The organism is Enterovibrio norvegicus (genome assembly GCF_002876705.1).
Classification (GTDB): Bacteria; Pseudomonadota; Gammaproteobacteria; order Enterobacterales; family Vibrionaceae; genus Enterovibrio; species Enterovibrio norvegicus_B.
In genome coordinates, this window is the sequence record NZ_MDAG01000027.1 from 162916 (window position 1) to 181535 (window position 18620).

General features: G+C 49.0%; 10 protein-coding genes, 1 tRNA gene, 1 rRNA gene and 1 riboswitch. Of the genes, 7 read left to right on the top strand and 5 right to left on the bottom strand.

Features of this window, described 5'->3' with window-relative positions:
* Position 1 precedes the first annotated feature (1 nt).
* From BCT27_RS15640 to BCT27_RS15660, 5 genes are all read left to right on the top strand, one after another.
* Positions 2 to 1723, top strand: coding sequence for an SLC13 family permease (locus BCT27_RS15640; protein ID WP_102318031.1), 1722 nt, complete (start codon positions 2 to 4; stop codon positions 1721 to 1723).
* A 7-nt stretch (positions 1724 to 1730) separates the two neighbouring features.
* Positions 1731 to 3041 (top strand): oligosaccharide flippase family protein, encoded by a 1311-nt coding sequence (locus BCT27_RS15645; protein ID WP_102396183.1) that lies wholly within the window; start codon positions 1731 to 1733, stop codon positions 3039 to 3041.
* 117 nt (positions 3042 to 3158) lie between these two features.
* Entirely contained in the window at positions 3159 to 4019 is an 861-nt protein-coding gene (gene galU / locus BCT27_RS15650) for a UTP--glucose-1-phosphate uridylyltransferase GalU (RefSeq protein ID WP_102260008.1), read from the top strand.
* Positions 4020 to 4182: 163 nt separating this feature from the next.
* A complete protein-coding gene (gene uvrA / locus BCT27_RS15655) occupies positions 4183 to 7017 on the top strand; it encodes an excinuclease ABC subunit UvrA (protein WP_017008089.1) in 2835 nt (944 codons plus the stop codon).
* A 242-nt stretch (positions 7018 to 7259) separates the two neighbouring features.
* Positions 7260 to 8792 (top strand): Wzy polymerase domain-containing protein, encoded by a 1533-nt coding sequence (locus BCT27_RS15660; protein WP_198597575.1) that lies wholly within the window; start codon positions 7260 to 7262, stop codon positions 8790 to 8792.
* A 77-nt stretch (positions 8793 to 8869) separates the two neighbouring features.
* Here BCT27_RS15660 and BCT27_RS15665 read toward each other — a convergent pair whose 3' ends face one another.
* Positions 8870 to 9988, bottom strand: coding sequence for a pyridoxal-phosphate-dependent aminotransferase family protein (locus BCT27_RS15665; protein ID WP_102396185.1), 1119 nt, complete (start codon positions 9986 to 9988; stop codon positions 8870 to 8872).
* A 215-nt stretch (positions 9989 to 10203) separates the two neighbouring features.
* Positions 10204 to 10377: riboswitch (Lysine riboswitch) on the top strand.
* A 92-nt stretch (positions 10378 to 10469) separates the two neighbouring features.
* Between BCT27_RS15665 and lysC the strand changes: the two genes are divergently transcribed.
* Positions 10470 to 11822 carry a lysine-sensitive aspartokinase 3 gene (gene lysC / locus BCT27_RS15670; RefSeq protein WP_102396186.1) on the top strand — a complete coding sequence of 451 codons (1353 nt, stop codon included), beginning with the start codon at positions 10470 to 10472 and terminating at the stop codon, positions 11820 to 11822.
* A 102-nt stretch (positions 11823 to 11924) separates the two neighbouring features.
* Here the strand turns inward: lysC and metH are convergent, their stop codons facing one another.
* On the bottom strand, positions 11925 to 15599 hold the full coding sequence (gene metH / locus BCT27_RS15675; protein ID WP_102396187.1) for a methionine synthase: 3675 nt from the start codon (positions 15597 to 15599) through the stop codon (positions 11925 to 11927).
* 190 nt (positions 15600 to 15789) lie between these two features.
* Here metH and BCT27_RS15680 point away from each other — a divergent pair, with 190 nt between their 5' ends.
* Positions 15790 to 17124, top strand: a complete 1335-nt coding sequence (locus BCT27_RS15680) for a cation:proton antiporter (RefSeq protein WP_102396188.1) — start codon at positions 15790 to 15792, stop codon at positions 17122 to 17124.
* 78 nt (positions 17125 to 17202) lie between these two features.
* Here the strand turns inward: BCT27_RS15680 and metA are convergent, their stop codons facing one another.
* The 3 genes from metA to BCT27_RS15695 all read right to left on the bottom strand — a co-directional run bounded on the left by metA (position 17203) and on the right by BCT27_RS15695 (position 18516).
* Positions 17203 to 18156, bottom strand: coding sequence for a homoserine O-acetyltransferase MetA (gene metA, locus BCT27_RS15685; RefSeq protein ID WP_102396189.1), 954 nt, complete (start codon positions 18154 to 18156; stop codon positions 17203 to 17205).
* 154 nt (positions 18157 to 18310) lie between these two features.
* Positions 18311 to 18426 (bottom strand): 5S ribosomal RNA (gene rrf / locus BCT27_RS15690).
* Positions 18427 to 18440: 14 nt separating this feature from the next.
* Positions 18441 to 18516: transfer RNA gene (locus tag BCT27_RS15695), tRNA-Thr, on the bottom strand.
* Positions 18517 to 18620: the final 104 nt, after the last annotated feature.

An 18620-nucleotide genomic window follows, 5' to 3' on the forward strand; every position in this document is an offset into this window, starting at 1 on the left:
CATGATATGGGTGGTGGCGTTGCTCATTGTCGGGCTTCTTGTGACTTTGATGCTCACCCGCGTCCGCCCAGCTTTGGTATTTGGTGCTGTGTTTGCTGTATTGCTGCTGCTCGACATCGTGCCTGCCACTCAACTGTTTAACCATTTCACGAACCCTGCACTGATTACACTGGTATTGCTGATTCTGGTGTCAGTGGTACTCGAACGCACAGCCTTGATTAGCGCGCTCGGACATTGGTGCACACGCGGAAGCCTTCGCCGTGTCACCTTGCAATCGACGTTAGCGGCAGGTTTGTTGTCTGCGGTGATAAACAACACGGCAGTGGTATCGACCTTGATGCGAAGCCTCACTCACACGGCGTACCCTGCCAGCAAACTCCTGATACCCCTTTCTTATGCTGCCATCTTGGGTGGCACCATGACCTTGATAGGAACGTCCACCAACCTTCTGGTCAACGGTTTTACGCTCAGCGCTGGCCTGCCAGGGCTGGGCTTTTTCGATTTCACCTTAGTTGGGGCGCCACTGTTTTTCATTGGCATCGCACTCATTGTCTTAATTTCTGTTCGTCTTTTGCCTACAAATGACGTGACTCAACAATCAACCTCACAGTCCTATTTGCTGGAAAGTCGATTGGAGTCGGAATCGCCACTTATCGGACAAACGGTAGAGGCCAGCGGTTTGCGGCACCTCGAGCGTTTGTTTTTGGTCGAAATCATTCGCAAACATCGCGTGATTTCTCCTGTTGCCCCGACAGAGCCATTGCAAGCCAATGATGTGTTGGTGTTTTCAGGGGATCTTGAAGCTACCGCATTACTGGCAAGGTTCAAGGGCTTAACCTTGGTGACACAAGGGGAAGAAACGCCATCGGATAACTTGGTGGATGTGGTCGTTACCCCCCAAGCCATGGTGGCGGGAAGAACCATTAAATCGTTGAACTTCCGCTCGCAGTTTGACGCGGCAGTGGTGGCGGTAAAACGGGGCGACCACCAAATTCGGGGTGGCCTCGGTCAAGTGCGTTTGCGTGGTGGTGATTTGTTGGTGCTGGCAGTCGGCGCTGACTTTCACAGTCGAGAGAACATCACTCAGAACTTTGTGTTGGTGGGTGAACGCAGTCGACATGCATTGCTCACGTCGCGCCAATCAACGCTGTTTTGCTTAGGGGCCGTTACCGTGTTGCTGGCAGGCGCGATGGACGTGTTGCCCTTGTACAAAGGATTGGTACTTTTGATCGCTGCAGCCGTGGCATCACGTATTGTCACTATTCATGATTTACGCCGTCGGTTCCCGTTCGAATTGGTGGTGGTGATTGGCGCTGCACTTGGCCTTGCTCAAGCAATATCGACGACAGGGTTAGCAGACATCATTGCCACCAGCATGATGTCAGTTAGCCAGCATTGGGGGCCTTTTGGTGCCTTGGTCATTTTGTATATTGCTACGTGGCTAATGACGGAGCTTATTACCAATAATGCAGCAGCAGCGATTGCCTTCCCCATCGGCCTTGCTTTGGCGGGTCAGTATGGGGTGGATCCGCTGCCCTACATCATGACGGTTGCGTTTGGAGCAAGTGCGAGCTTTCTCTCGCCGTTTGGCTATCAAACCAATTTAATGGTGTTTACAGCCGGCCGCTACCAAACACAGGATTATCTGAAAGCGGGTTTTCCATTAACACTGGCCTATGGCTTGGGTGTCATTACTCTCGTGCCTTACGTTTTTCCTTGGTGAAGTAATTATGATCGCAAGCCTTGTCAGCCGATTCCAACAGCTCCCTGCGGAGCGTCGGCAGTTCCTGTTTCACGCTGCGCTTGCGGCGTTGTTTCGGGTATTTTCTGCAGGCGCTGCCTTTCTGCTGAGTGTTGTGGCAGCTAGAACGCTGGGAACACACCAATCAGGTCTGTTCTTCCTTGCGTTGAGCTTAGCAACCTTACTCGGCACCCTAAGCTTACTGGGTATGGATAACGCGCTATTGCGGTTCATTGGAAAGTCATCGACGGAAGATGCAACAGAAACCAACCAGGTGTTCACCAACGCCTATGCCGTGGTTGTGCCCACCAGCACTGTTGTTGGTCTCATCGTGTTTGTTCTCTCACCTTGGTTATCAACCAGCGTGTTCGATAAACCCGATGCCGTTGATGCCATGCGCGCATTCGCAGTGGCGATACCGCTTATCAGTCTGTTTTTCCTCAATGGCTATGCGCTGCAAGCAACCCGACGCGTCATTGCCTCAGTGTGCTCCATGCAACTCGGGGTAACGGTTCTGCTACTACCCGCACTGTATGGCTTATCCCTTTATGCCATCGAGCCAAGTGCCAGTGTTGCCGCCACGCTGTATACGGAGGCCGCAGCCATTGTGGTGCTATCAGGTTTGGTGTTGTGGTTCCGACAACCCGCACACCGCATCGATAGCAGCGATTTGGGCAAACCTGCCCTGTGGCAAGCTGCCCCAAATTTGTGGCTCATTGCAGCAACAGGTCAAGCCATCCCGTGGGCGTCTGTCGTTATCGTAGGGTTTTATACGCAGTCGCAGGATGTGGCGTATTTCTCCGCCGCACAACGTACCTCGTTGCTCATCACCTTTATGTTGATGGTTGTGAATTTCGTTGCAGCGCCCCGTTTCTCTGCCTTATTTCACGCAGGGGAAATGGAGAAGCTAAAACGCCTTGCGCAGTTTTCAACGCGGTTAATGATCGCCTTTTCGCTGCCCGTACTGCTCGCCGTGCTGGTATGGCCTGAGCAGATTATGCGATTGTTTGGGGAAGATTTTGTTCTCGGCGCACCGCTATTAGTGATCCTCGCTATAGGTCAAACCATTAATGTGATGACAGGCTCCGTTGGGTTTCTTCTCACCATGTGCGGCCACGAACGAGACATGAGGAATGTTACGGTATTCGCAGGCTTGCTCACCCTAGCGTTGACCTTCATACTCACGCACATTTGGGGCACGCTCGGTGCAGCTATCGCCGTCAGTGTGGGGCTAAGTACGCAGAACTTACTTGCCTTCCATAAAGTGAAATCGCGCTTAGGCTTTTGGCCTATTGGTTAACCTCACCCCATACTGAAAGAAATAAATAATTTTATAATTGGTAAATGATACTATTTGCGCTGTCTACTTTTGCACACAAATGCTGATAGCTCGGATGTAATTAAGTAAGGATATCTGATGATTAACAAGTGCCTATTTCCAGCGGCTGGTTACGGAACACGCTTCCTGCCAGCAACTAAATCCATGCCAAAAGAAATGATGCCAATCGTGAACAAACCGTTGATTGAATACGGTGTTGATGAAGCTATTCAAGCGGGCATCAATGGCATGTGTATCGTCACCGGCCGTGGCAAACACAGCCTAATGGACCATTTCGATAAAAACTACGAACTCGAGCATCAAATTCTAGGCACTAACAAAGAAGCCCTTCTTGAAGATATCCGTGCAACGATCGATGCCGCTTCTTTCACATACATTCGCCAAAAAGAAATGCGCGGTTTGGGTCATGCCATCCTAACAGGGCGTGATTTGGTTGGTGATGAAGCGTTTGCTGTGGTACTGGCGGACGATCTGTGCATAAACCAAAGTGAAGGTGTATTGACTCAGATGGTTGCGCTTTATAAGCAATTCCGTTGTTCAATCGTGGCTGTTGAAGAAGTACCAGAAGACGAAACCCACAAATACGGTGTTATTTCAGGACAAGAGATCAAAGATGACTTGTTCCGCGTAGATAACATGGTTGAGAAACCCGAGCCGGGCACAGCGCCAAGTAATCTTGCAATCATCGGCCGCTACATCCTGACACCAGACATTTTCGACATTCTCGAAAATACTGAGCCAGGTAAAAATGGCGAGATTCAAATTACCGATGCACTGCTCAAGCAAGCACAAGACGGTTGTGTACTGGCCTATAAATTCAAAGGCGAGCGTTTCGATTGCGGCAGCGTAGAAGGCTTTATTGAAGCCACCAACTACTGCTACCAAAACATCTATCTGCAATCTGACGCGCCAAACCAGCCAAAAACCGTGAAGTGTTAATCACGTTTCTTTGCGCTTTTAGACGCTAATATCTGCTCAGAGTAGACTCAAACAAAGCTGTATGTTTATACAGCTTTGTTCTTTTTCATGGCGTCTATTTATGGGATACTCAATACATTAGTCACTTCATCAGACAACGCGCTGACCAATAGGCAAGGTGGACATGGATACGATCGACGTCAGAGGGGCTCGCACCCACAATTTAAAGAACATCAATCTGACTATCCCTAGGGACAAGCTGATTGTGATTACCGGTCTGTCAGGCTCAGGTAAGTCGTCACTCGCGTTTGATACCTTGTACGCTGAAGGACAGCGCCGATACGTTGAATCGCTCTCCGCCTACGCTCGCCAGTTCTTGTCACTGATGGAAAAACCAGACGTTGACCATATTGATGGTTTATCACCGGCCATTTCTATTGAACAAAAATCCACGTCGCACAACCCGCGTTCTACTGTAGGCACCATCACCGAAGTGTATGACTATCTGCGTCTACTGTATGCACGCGTCGGCGATCCTCGCTGCCCAACACACAATGTCACGCTGGAGGCACAGACCGTCAGCCAGATGGTCGACAAAGTGTTGGAACGTGACGAAGGCACCAAGTTGATGTTGCTCGCCCCTATCGTCAAAGAACGCAAAGGTGAGCACGTTAAAACACTCGAAAACTTGGTCGCACATGGTTTTATCCGTGCGCGCATCGACGGCGAAGTGTGTGATTTGTCCGATCCGCCAACACTGGAGCTTCATAAAAAGCACACCATTGAAGTCGTCGTTGACCGTTTTAAAGTTCGCGATGATTTACAGCAGCGCTTGGCTGAATCGTTTGAAACCGCCCTTGAACTAACAGGCGGCACTGCCGTGGTCAGCCACATGGATGGCGACGGTGATGACATGGTATTTTCGGCTAACTTTGCCTGCCCGCATTGCGGTTACAGCATGCAAGAGCTGGAACCCCGCCTGTTCTCTTTCAACAACCCGGCAGGGGCATGCCCAACCTGTGACGGTTTAGGGGTTCAACAATTCTTTGATGAAAACCGCGTGGTGCAAAACGAAGCCGTGAGTCTTGCAGGCGGTGCGATACGTGGATGGGACCGACGCAATTTTTACTACTTTCAGATGCTCACCTCACTTGCCGAACATTATGCGTTCGACATTGAAGCGCCTTGGGAAAGCCTGACACCCAAGATCCGCGATGTGGTGCTAAACGGCTCAGGTACCACCGAGGTTGCTTTTAAGTACGTTAACGACCGTGGCGATATCACGGTACGCAAACATCCATTTGAAGGCATTTTGAATAACCTTAATCGCCGCTACCGCGATACTGAATCCATGGCTGTGCGTGAAGAGCTCGCAAAATACATTGCGAATAAATCATGCGGAAGCTGTGGCGGTTCTCGCCTTCGTGAAGAAGCTCGCCACGTGTTTGTTGCCGATACTAATCTTCCGACCGTCTGTGAGATGAGTATTCACGATGCACTCGATTTCTTCGCAGGTTTGCAGCTTGAAGGCCAACGTGCACAAATCGCCGACAAGATACTGAAAGAAATCCACGACCGTCTCCGTTTCTTGGTCAACGTGGGTCTTAACTATCTGAGTTTGTACCGCAGCGCCGATACCCTTTCAGGCGGTGAGGCGCAGCGTATTCGTCTTGCTAGCCAAATAGGTGCTGGGCTTGTCGGTGTGATGTATGTGTTAGATGAACCCTCTATTGGTCTTCATCAGCGAGACAACGAGCGACTGCTAAGTACGCTGGATCACCTGAGAAACCTTGGCAATACCGTTTTGGTGGTAGAGCATGATGAAGATGCGATTCGCGCCGCTGACCACATCATTGATATTGGCCCAGGCGCCGGTGTTCATGGTGGCTATGTCGTGGCTGAAGGCACGTATGAAGACATCATTGCCAATGAAAACTCGCTGACGGGTCAATACCTCAGCGGCAAAAAACAAATCATGATGCCTGCCGAGCGCACGCCGTATGACCCAGAAAAAGTCGTGCGCTTGCTTGGCGCGACGGGCAACAACCTTAACAGTGTGGATTTGACTCTCCCTGTCGGCTTGTTTACCTGTGTCACAGGTGTATCCGGTTCGGGTAAGTCCACACTGATCAACGACACCTTCTACAAAATCGCCCACCAGCGACTGAATGGCGCGACCACAGGCGAACCCGCGCCGTTTAAAGACATTGAAGGCATTGGCCATTTCGATAAAGTGATCGATATTGACCAAAGCCCGATTGGACGCACACCTCGCTCTAACCCTGCCACGTACACAGGGATTTTCACGCCAATCCGTGAATTGTTCGCAGGCACGCAAGAATCTCGCGCTCGCGGATATAAAGTAGGACGCTTTAGCTTTAACGTGAAAGGCGGACGCTGTGAAGCCTGCCAAGGTGATGGTGTTATCAAGGTTGAAATGCACTTCCTGCCGGATGTTTATGTGCCTTGTGATGTGTGTAAAGGGAAGCGTTATAACCGCGAAACCTTGGAAATTCGCTACAAAGGCAAAACCATCGACGAAGTGTTGGAAATGACCGTTGAGGATGCACGCGAGTATTTTGACGCCGTGCCAGCGATTGCCCGTAAACTTCAAACCTTGATGGACGTGGGCCTGTCCTATATCCGTTTAGGCCAAGCGGCAACCACCTTGTCCGGCGGTGAAGCGCAGCGCGTGAAGTTGGCGAGAGAGCTGTCAAAACGAGACACAGGCAAAACGCTGTATATACTCGACGAACCAACAACGGGTCTGCACTTCCACGACATTCAACAATTGCTGACCGTGCTTCACCGCCTACGTGATCACGGCAATACCATTGTGGTCATCGAGCACAACTTGGATGTTATCAAGACGGCGGACTGGATCGTTGACCTTGGCCCTGAAGGCGGAAACGGTGGCGGTTTGATTGTCGCAGAAGGCACACCTGAAGACGTTGCGAAGGTGAAAGGCTCACACACCGCACGCTTCTTAAAACCCTTATTGAAGAAAAAGGGTAAATAGAGCGATACTTTCGGTAACCTATCCCTCTCACTCACCACCTCGTAAGAGGTGGTTTTATATTGATAGTAGAAAGCATGTCGACAACGCGTATTCCTTTTCACTGGCCATCCAAAGTGGCGAACAAACCTTTAGTTAAACCGGTACTCATTGTACTGGCGACACTGTTTTTACTCTGTTTTCCACTCAATCAAATACCGCTGTCAGTCACGGGGATTCAACATCCCGCGATATCGACATCGTTCATGTTGTCAATTGCAATGATCTGCTTTGGTGGCTTAGAGGTGGCTCGACAGCACCGATTTAGCCTGACCAAACTCACGGGATGGATTGCACTCAGTGCCTTGCTCGCCGTGTTACCCGCGTTTTATCTTCATGCGGATACCAGCGCAGCGCTTTGGCATACAGGGCTCGCGCTGTTGAGCTTGTTGCTGTTTATTACTTTACAGCAATTTAGTTTCAACCATGTCCAACGCCAGTATTTGCTTTGGCTGCCACTGATCGCTGGGTGGATATTCGCATTGCCTTTCGTTGTACCGCCTCTCATTGAAGCATTCGAACACGATGCTCCTTATTTTCTAACGGTTCAGCGCGTAGGCATTGCAAAAAACACCACCGCCATGGTGTTGCTCACAGCGCTCGCCTTGTCGGCCTACCTGCTTGCACGAACCCGCGCCTACAAACGCACCATCATCTCTCAACACATTGTATTACTGCTCACGCCTCTGCTGTGCATTACCGCGTTGATGGCACTTCGTGAGCCTTGGCTAATTACGTTCACCCTGTTGATGATTGCGCTCGCACAGCCTTTCCTGTTTCGCTTCAGCCCCAAACTACATCATGGGCTTTGGAACCTCGTTGTCTTCGCTGCATTTGTGATTGCAGGACAAGCAAACTGGCTCCCAACAAGCGCGCTGTTTGCTGAAAGATTCTCACCAAACGAATGGCAGCTTTTGGCACAAACAACAGCACTAGCGAAAACGGCTCACTTTGAAGGCGTAGGTCTTGGTCAGCTTACGTTGGCGCAATTGCAGTTTGGGCTTTCACAAGGAAACACGTTGCCCATTGATAAGCCTTATCCAAGCTGGTTAGTTGCGACTATCACAGAGGGGGGGATCGCCATATGGGGAAGCTTTGCACTCTTAGGTGGGTTGATCATTAAACGTATCGCTGACGCACCGGGCGGCACACGATTGATGCTTACGGCAATCATCCTTCCTTCCATTGTCGGCATTGCAGCAACATCTTTTGTGTCAACCAACCCTGTTCTGGCTCTGCTGTTTGTTGTCTTGGTCTACTGGATTGATAACCTGTCTGCACGCTACGAGCGCATCAACCTAACACGCGTTAAACTGCTCGCCATTGGCTCGACAACGCTGTTGGCTTCAAGTATTTGCTTGGTGGTGAGTTCTATCTATTTAGGCGAGCAAGCACTGCGCACCTATGACATCAGCGATAACAAGTTAACCCAGTATCAAACACACCCTTGGTGGACATCGTTTTATCAACAAGAAGCAGGGAAACGCGCCTTTTTGGAAAATGTCGAACATAACGACAAACGCGCTCAAACGACATACCTCAGAGAGCAAATCCGACACCTTTCAACACGTCCAGCGGCAGAAGGATATCAATCTCTGATTGAATTGGCGCTGCTGACAGGCGATCGCGAGATTGCAAAACAGATACAACAAGAAGCCAGCGCATTGTTTCCGTACGTGACGTTTCAGCCTAACTTTTCACATTTTGAAGAGTCAGAGCCTGACGCTGAAAAATCGTAAATGCTCCCATAGAAAACGCCCTGACAAATCAGGGCGTTTTTTTGATTTTAGTGTTGGTAACGGCGAGGATAAATCCGTTAACCGAGCACGTCTTTCAGCGCTTTGGCGCACAGCGCGATGTTCTCTTTTCTCGCGGCATATCCCATCAACCCGATACGCCATGCTTTGCCCGCTAACGCGCCAAGGCCAGCACCAATTTCAAGGTTATATTCATTCAACAAGCGCTGACGAACGAGCGCATCATCAGCCCCGTCAGGGATCGCCACGGCGTTGAGTTGAGGAAGGCGATAAGCCTCATCAACCAAAAATTTAATGCCTAATGCTTCAAGTTCTGATTTCAACAATTCATGCATATCACGATGACGTTGCCATGCATTCTCCAAGCCTTCTTGTTGTAGCATCAGCAATGATTCATGCAGTGCATACAGACTATTTACAGGCGCAGTGTGGTGGTAGCTTCGCTTCCCTTCACCACTCCAATAACCGAGCACTAAGCTTTGATCGAGAAACCAACTTTGTACTTTACCGTCATGTGTTTTCATTCTTTCAACGGCACGGGGAGAAAAAGTCACTGGCGATAAACCCGGTACGCATGACAGACACTTTTGGCTTCCCGAATAAACAGCATCAAGCTGCCATTCATCGACCAACAAAGGCACACCACCCAACGATGTCACAGCATCGACAATGGTCAAACAATCGTGTTGGCGTGCTAATGCAGATAAGGCTTTCGCATCACTCAACGCACCGGTAGAGGTTTCTGCATGCACAAACGCCACAATTGACGCGTCAGGATTAGCCTTTAACGCCGCTTCCACTTTACTCACATCAACGGGTTGACCCCATTCATCATCAACCATGACAGCCGTCGCGCCGCAGCGCTCAACGTTTTCACGCATACGATCACCAAACACACCATTGCGACAAACAATGACCGTATCGCCAGGTGATACCAAATTCACAAAACAGGTTTCCATCCCTGCGCTACCTGGCGCAGATACGGCAATGGTAAAGGCATTCGTGGTTTGAAAGGCATATTGCAGCAAAGCTTTCACTTCATCCATCATGCCGACAAATAGCGGGTCAAGGTGACCAATTGTTGGCTGTGATAACGCTTGTAGGACACGTGGTGACACGTCGGAAGGGCCTGGTCCCATCAAGGTTCGCTGAGGCGGAATAAAGCGTGTAATAGTCATTGTCTGCTCTCCTTATTTAGTATTTAACCACCCTACCACTGCCGATCCCTCTCTCCCAAATTATGATCGTAAGAACGTAGGCTTCATCAACCTAACGCCTCGCAAAATTGATGCACCTTGCATACATTTGACGCCTTTTATGCAAACTCCATTTGACAATCAGATTACAAAGCTTTATCAATGCAGTGTAATTTTTGTGCAGTGTTTTTCTGCACGAAGACAGAAGAGGCGCGTCTATCAGGCAGTCCATTTGCGGAGCCCCAACTCCAATGCAAATCGATCAGGGGATAGACGCCGAGGTAATCGACACCTTGGGGGTTAGATTGCCGGTCTTGAAGGTTGAGTCCTTCGGATTGTCATCTCTTACGAGATGGAGCGCTTCTGGAGAAATATCCTTTCTTCATACCCGCCCTCTTTCTGTCTCATCCACATTTTGATCCTTTAGAACATCTATATCGCGATTTATGGGAGATACAGGGAAGTGAACGCATTAACTGTCGCAAAATTTGGCGGCACGAGTGTCGCCGACTACGCAGCCATGTCCAACTGCGCATCGGTCATCAAAGGAAATGAAAGCACACGCTTAGTGGTCATCAGTGCCTGCTCTGGTGTGACGAATCTATTGGTTGAACTCGCCAACGGCGTTAGCAGCTTAGAGAAACAAAAAGCATTGCTCGCTCGCCTCCAAGAAATCCACTTCAGCATTTTAGCGAGCCTGCCAGAAAATGAAGCGGTTAACACGGCAGTGAATGACATTTTAGATAATGTCGCGACGTTCGCTGCTGCAGCTGCCAAAGCACCATCAGATAAAATCACCGATAGCTTGGTTGCCAGTGGTGAACTCATGTCGACACACATCTTTACGCATTTGCTGAATCAGCAAGGGTTAGATGCAGTACGTTTTGATGTTCGCGACGCATTGAAAACTGACGATGTCCATGGAAAAGCCTCCCCCGACTTGCTTGAAACCGCTTACCAAGCTCAAACACTGCTTCGCCCGCTATGCGAGGAGAAAGTGGTTGTCACACAAGGTTTTATTGGCTCAGACAACAAGGGGAACACCACAACGTTAGGGCGTGGTGGAAGTGACTATAGCGCAGCATTGCTTGCAGAAGCAGTTCAAGCGACAACACTTGAAATTTGGACTGACGTGCCAGGGATCTACAGTACCGATCCTCGCATCGCACCAGCAGCAGCACCTATCGACGAAATCAGCTTCAGTGAAGCCTCTGAAATGGCGAACTTTGGTGCAAAAATCTTGCACCCGTCAACCTTAGTGCCAGCAATGCGCCAAGAAATCCCGGTATTTGTTGGCTCCTCAAAAGCGCCAGAAAAAGGGGGAACGTGGATCCGCCGTGATGCAGAGCATTCACCTCTTTTCCGCGCATTGGCCCTTCGTTGCAACCAAACCATGGTGACGCTCACAAGCCTCAACATGTTCCATGCCTACGGCTTTTTGGCAGAGGTCTTCAACATTCTCGCCAAGCATAAAGTGTCTGTGGATCTGATCACGACATCAGAAGTCAGCGTGTCTTTAACCTTGGATCAAACCAACACCCGTGGCGGCGCACCTAAATTGCCTGAAGCGGCAGAACTTGAGCTTTCTAAGCTGTGTAAAGTGACGATTGAGCAGGACATGTGTTTGGTGGCTTTGATTGGTAACGAGATGGGCGAATCTCGCGGTGCTGCAGCGCAAATTTTTGGTGCGCTCGGCGAATATAACCTGCGAATGATTTGTTATGGTGCGAGTAATCACAACCTGTGTTTCTTGACCAACACCGCCGAATCCAAAGACGTGGTACGCACCTTACACAAAGAGCTGTTTGAAAAGTAAGAGGCCCTTCGTCGTCGCGGTTTCCTGACGTAAAAGACAAAGCAACACAATATAAGAAGGGCGCTCACTGAGCGCCCTTCTTTTGTTCACAGCTATCGAACGTTAGCCGAGGTTTGGCCCTAACCATTTCTCTGCTTCGATCACATCCCATCCTTTACGATCGGCGTAGCTGTCTCTCTGATCTTCTTGGATCTGTGCAACAGCGAAGTAGCGCGATTCAGGGTGTGAAAAATACCAACCCGATACCGCAGCCCCTGGCCACATTGCATAGTTTTCAGTGAGGATCATGCCCGTGTTCGCTTCTGCATCCAGCAACGACCAAATCTTGCCTTTTTCAGTATGCTCTGGACATGCAGGGTAACCCGGAGCTGGGCGAATGCCTTGGTACTTTTCACGGATCAGATCTTCGTTTGCCAACGCTTCATCAGGTGCATAGCCCCAAATGTCTTTACGCACAGCTTCATGCATACATTCAGCAAAGGCTTCCGCTAAACGGTCAGCGACAGCTTGCACCATAATGGCGTTGTAATCGTCACCTTTGGCTTTGAACTGCTCAGCAATGTCATATTCACCAATACCGCCAGTGACTGCAAACGCGCCAATCCAATCGGCCTTGCCACTCTCTTTCGGCGCAATGTAATCCGACAAGCAATAGTTCGGCCCCTTCGGTTTTTTCGTTTGTTGGCGTAAGCCATTCAATACGGAGAAAACCTCAGTACGAGATTCATCGGTATAAACCTCAACATCATCATCGACGCTGTTGGCAGGGAACAACCCACACACGCCATTGGCTTTGATCATACCTGTGCGTTCAATGTCATCCAAAATCGCGTTGGCATCATCAAACAAACGCTGCGCTTCTTCACCCACCACTTCATGGCGCAAAATCGTTGGGTACTTTCCGCTGAGCGACCATGTCATAAAAAATGGTGTCCAGTCGATGTACGTACGAATTTTCGATACGGGGAAATCAGTAAACACATGCACGCCCGCTTTGTTAGGTACAGGTGGCGTGTAGGCATCCCAATCAAGCGGCACTTTATTTGCGCGTGCAGCTTCGAGCGTAACAGGCGGCGTACGGGGTTTCTTGCGCGCGTGTTGTTCACGCACAGTCACATATTCAGCTTTAGTCCGCTCGACAAACGCGGGACGATGTTCGTCAGACAACAGCGCGGAACAAACACCAACAGCACGCGATGCGTTAGACACATACACCACAGGCGCATGGTAGTTTTCTTCAATCTTAACGGCTGTGTGCGCTTTTGATGTTGTTGCGCCGCCTATTAGCAAAGGCAAATCAAAACCACGGCGCTCCATCTCTTTCGCAACGTGCACCATTTCATCAAGTGATGGTGTGATCAGGCCGCTTAAGCCAATGATGTCGACGTTTTCTTCTTTGGCGACCTGCAAGATTTTGTCACAAGACACCATGACGCCAAGATCAATAATTTCATAGTTATTACACTGTAAAACCACGCCAACGATATTCTTGCCGATATCATGCACATCGCCTTTCACCGTGGCTAAAAGAATCTTACCGTTGGTTTGCCCTGCTTGTTTTTCTGCATTGATGTAAGGTTCGAGGTAGGCAACCGCCTGCTTCATAACACGGGCAGATTTCACCACCTGCGGCAAGAACATCTTACCTTCACCAAATAAATCCCCCACCACGTTCATGCCGGCCATCAATGGACCCTCAATCACTTCAAGTGGCTTCGTCGCTTTCGCGCGGGCTTCTTCCGTATCTTCAACGATAAACTCGGTGATACCTTTTACCAAAGCATGCGATAAACGCTTTTCAACGTCCCAACTGCGCCATTCTTGTGCAGTGCGATCCTCTTTGACCTCACCCGTACCACGGTATTTGTCTGCAATATCAAGAAGACGCTCAGTACCATCATCGCGCTTATTCAATACGACGTCTTCAACGGCCTCTCGAAGCTCATCGGGCAGATCGTCATAAATCGCAAGCTGACCTGCGTTGACGATCCCCATGTCCATGCCATTTTTAAAACAGTAATAAAGGAAAACGGCGTGAATCGCTTCACGGACAGGGTTATTACCGCGGAAGGAGAACGACACATTCGACACGCCGCCTGAGACCATGGCATGTGGCAAGGTGCGCTTGATATCACCGACCGCTTCAATGAAATCGACCGCGTAGTTGTTATGTTCTTCAATCCCCGTTGCCACCGCAAAGATGTTCGGGTCGAAGATGATGTCTTCTGGTGGGAAGCCCACCTCGTTCACCAAAATGTTATAGGCTTCAGTACAAATTTCCGTTTTACGCTCGCGCGTGTCCGCTTGGCCCACTTCATCAAATGCCATCACGATAACCGCGGCGCCGTAGCGACGAATTAACTTGGCTTGCTCAATGAATTTCTCGACACCTTCTTTCATGGAAATCGAGTTAACAATGGGCTTACCCTGAACACACTTCAGGCCAGCTTCTAAGATTTCCCATTTTGATGAATCGACCATGATGGGAACTTTCGAAATCTCAGGCTCTGTCGCACACAAGTTGAGGAAGCGCACCATGGCAGCTTCCGCATCCAACATGCCTTCATCCATGTTGATATCAATGATCTGTGCGCCCGCCTCGACTTGCTGACGCGCGACTTCTAACGCTTCATCATAAAGCTCTTCTTTAATCAGACGCTTAAAGCGTGCCGAGCCTGTTACATTCGTACGCTCACCGACGTTGATAAATAAACTGTCGGGGGCAATCGTCAATGGCTCAAGGCCAGACAAGCGACAATACTTTGGTAAATCTGGAAGCTGACGCGGTGTGACATTTTGCGTCACTTCCGCCATTTTGCGAATGTGTTCAGGTGTCGTACCGCAGCAGCCGCCAACAAGGTTTAAGAAACCACTTTGGGCCCATTCAGCGATATGCTCAGCCATGTCTTCAGGGCTAAGGTCATATTCACCGAAGGCATTCGGCAAACCCGCATTCGGGTGAGCAGAGACAGAACACTCAGAAATTCGCGACAATTCTTCAACGTATTGACGCAGTTCATCAGGCCCCAACGCACAGTTAAGACCAAACGAAATAGGCTTAACGTGTCGAAGGGAGTTATAAAATGCTTCTGTGGTTTGGCCGGAAAGTGTTCGACCCGAGGCGTCAGTGATCGTGCCTGAAATCATAACAGGCAGTTCGATGCCGTCTTGATCAAACACCGTTTCGATAGCAAAAGTACACGCCTTGGCGTTCAAAGTATCGAAGATAGTCTCGACTAAGATGATGTCTGCACCGCCAGCAATCAGCGCTCGCGTGGACTCTGAATAAGCTTCGACCAATTTATCGAACGTGATGTTTCGATAGCCGGGGTCATTTACATCAGGAGAAATAGAGCAGGTGCGGTTTGTTGGACCAAGTACGCCAGCGACAAAACGTGGCTTATCGGGATTCTTTGCCGTCCATTCGTCGGCAACTTCGCGGGCAAGCTTTGCAGCTTCTAGATTAATTTCGGCACTGAGCGATTCCATGTCATAGTCGGCCATGGCAATCGTGGTGGCGTTAAAAGTGTTGGTTTCCAGAATATCAGCACCGGCTTCAAGGTACTCGCCGTGAATTTGCTTGATGAGTGCTGGCTGTGTCAGAACTAAAAGGTCATTGTTGCCCTTTAAATCAGAATGCCAATCAGAGAAACGCTCACCACGGTAATCGGACTCTTCCAGTTTGTAGTCCTGGATCATAGTGCCCATACCGCCATCGATAATGAGAATGCGCTCAGCCAACAGTTTTTTTAGTATGTCCTTACTACTCACAGCCACAAATTCCTTCTTAAATTGCTCGCTACTGGCATAGTAACATAGCTCAATTGGAAATCTAGACGTCTATTAGGATCTCACTCTCAACGGATCCTTAAAATCACTGGGATTTGTTGTAGTTTTCTTCTTCGCATAGATTTATATTTCGTTACAAATTTTTGGTTCTCCTTTTTTCGCTAACATGGGTTCACCTATGACCGTCTATACCACACTGTGCTTTCTCGCAGCCGCCGCCATGGCAATCGCATTTATCAATAGTAAAATTGGTCAAATGCAAACGACCATCGCTATCACTGCCGGCGCATTGATGCTTTCTCTCGGTATCGTCATTTCAGGCCAAAACAACTGGTTTGATTTAAAAGATTTAGCCGCAGAGACCCTCAATGAGGTGCACTTTGATGACTTTTTGCTAAAGGGCGTACTCGGGTTCTTGCTGTTTGCAGGAGGCCTAGGGGTCAAACTCCCCAACCTAGAAGATCAGAAATGGGAAATCACGGTGCTTGCCCTAGGGGCGACCTTGGTCTCCACCTTCTTTATTGGCGGTGCTGCCTGGTTGTTCTTCCAACTCATCGGGATTCAGTTTGATTTTATCTACTGCCTTCTTTTTGGCTCTTTGATTTCACCAACAGACCCTATTGCTGTTTTGGCCATCGTCAAAAAACTCAACGCACCAAAACGTATCTCAACCCAGATCGAAGGCGAATCCCTGTTCAATGACGGCTTTGGTTTAGTCATCTTTATCACCTTGTTTACCGTGGCATTTGGCACCGAAACACCCACCGTCATGGGCGTGGTTGAACTCTTCTTGCATGAAGCCATTGGCGGGATCATTTACGGCTTCTTCTTAGGACTCTTGTTCCATTACATGATTTGCAATACTGATGACCACTCAATGGAGCTGCTGCTAACCCTGGGTATTCCAACCGCAGGTTATGTATTCGCGGGCTTGATTGGTGTATCTGGTCCATTGGCCATGGTGGTTGCAGGGATCATGATCGGTAACTGGACGCGCTATATTGGCTTCTCTAAAGAAAGTGAAGACCACTTAGACCACTTCTGGGAACTCATTGATGAATTCTTGAATGGGGTGTTGTTCTTGTTGATCGGTTTGAGCATGTTGACCTTTAGCTTCCACAAAGAAGACTGGATAATCATGGCATTTGCTGTGCCTTTGGTACTTATCGCCCGTTACATGAGCGTTCGCCTTTGCTATGTCGGTTTTAACCGATACCGCGACTACAACCCATTCTCGGTCCGTATTTTGACATGGGGTGGACTACGCGGTGGCTTAGCCATTGCGATGGCAATGGCCATTCCTGCTGGCTATATGGTACTGCCAGAGAAGAATATTGACGTGCGAGAAATCATTCTAGTCATGACCTATGCCGTCGTGGTGTTCTCGATCCTAGTGCAGGGCTCTACTATCACCAAAATAATTGAGAAAGCCAAAGTGGCCGAAAGGGACATGGAAATTAAGCCGCACGTGCCAACACAGAATGAACATGCCGTAGAGAAGAAGGTGGAATAACCGTTCTCTCCAAGCTCCAAAATAGACACGAAAAAGCCTGCTTTAAGCAGGCTTTTTTTGGGTTGTTGGATTGGTAATTTACTCGTCTTCGTCTTTGGTGAATGCGTCTTCTGAGAAATGATCCAGGTCGAACGGCGTTTGCTGGTAAACGCAATAATTGAGCCAATTTGAGAACAGCATATAGCCATGGCTTCTCCAGCTCACATACGGTTCCTTTGATGGGTCATCATCTGGATAATAGTTAACAGGAACGGCAGGTTCCATGCCTTCACCAACGTCTCTCGCGTATTCATTATGCAAAGTCAGTGGGTCATACTCAGGATGGCCCGTGACGAAAACGTTGCGTTTATCTTTCGTCGCCGCCAAATAGGTTCCCGCCGTCGGCGATGTCGCCAATATATCGAGATCCGTATGTTCGGCAAGAAAGTCTGGGGAGAAATCAGCATAACGTGAATGGGGCGCAAGGAAAGCATCGTCAAAACCACGAAGAATAGGATTGTGGCTGTGCTCTTTGTTGGTGTTATGCCAATACACACCCGACAGTTTCTCTTTGCGGGTTTTCTTAGGCAAATCATACAACAGCTTCAGTCCAGCCTGAGCAGCCCAACACACATACAGCGTAGATGTAACATGGTCCTTTGCCCATGTCATGATGTCCTGCAAGTGCTCCCAGTAAATCACATCTTCAAACTGAACCAGACCTAACGGTGCGCCTGTGACGATCAAGCCATCGAAGTTACGCTCTCTGATCATCTGAAACTGACGATAGAAGGTATCTAAATGCTCAGTTGGCGTATTTTTACTGGGTCTATCATCAATACGCAGAAGTTCTACGTCTATTTGAAGTGGACTGTTTGATAGCAAACGCATGAACTGCGTTTCAGTCTCAATCTTCTTCGGCATTAAGTTGAGTAACAGAACTTTAAGAGGACGAATACTTTGACTGGCAGCACGTGTTTCAGGCATCACAAAGATGTTTTCCTGACGCAATGTACTTGCCGCGGGTAGCTTATCAGGAATTTTAATGGGCATCTTAAAGCACTCCCTTCTTAAGATGTATAGACGTCTAGAATTCCACTAACCCTATAACATCCTTTTCGTCTCTTCAAGACTATTTGTGAGAATCGAATTTGGGCGCGCACATACGAAAAAACCCGCAGCGTTTCCGCTACGGGTTTGAAGAGGTATCTGGCAGTGACCTACTCTCACATGGGGAAACCCCACACTACCATCGGCGCAGCAACGTTTCACTTCTGAGTTCGGCATGGGATCAGGTGGTACCATCGCGCTATGGCTGCCAGAAAAATTTTTAAAGCTGGTGCTGATACCCAGATTCGAACTGGGGACCTCACCCTTACCAAGGGTGCACTCTACCAACTGAGCTATATCAGCGAATTTTTCTTTAACAAAGTCTTACTCATTGATGCTTTGTTTAAGAATCCATCATTTGCAAAGCAAATAGACAGATTGAAATTAAAGCCTGGCGATGTCCTACT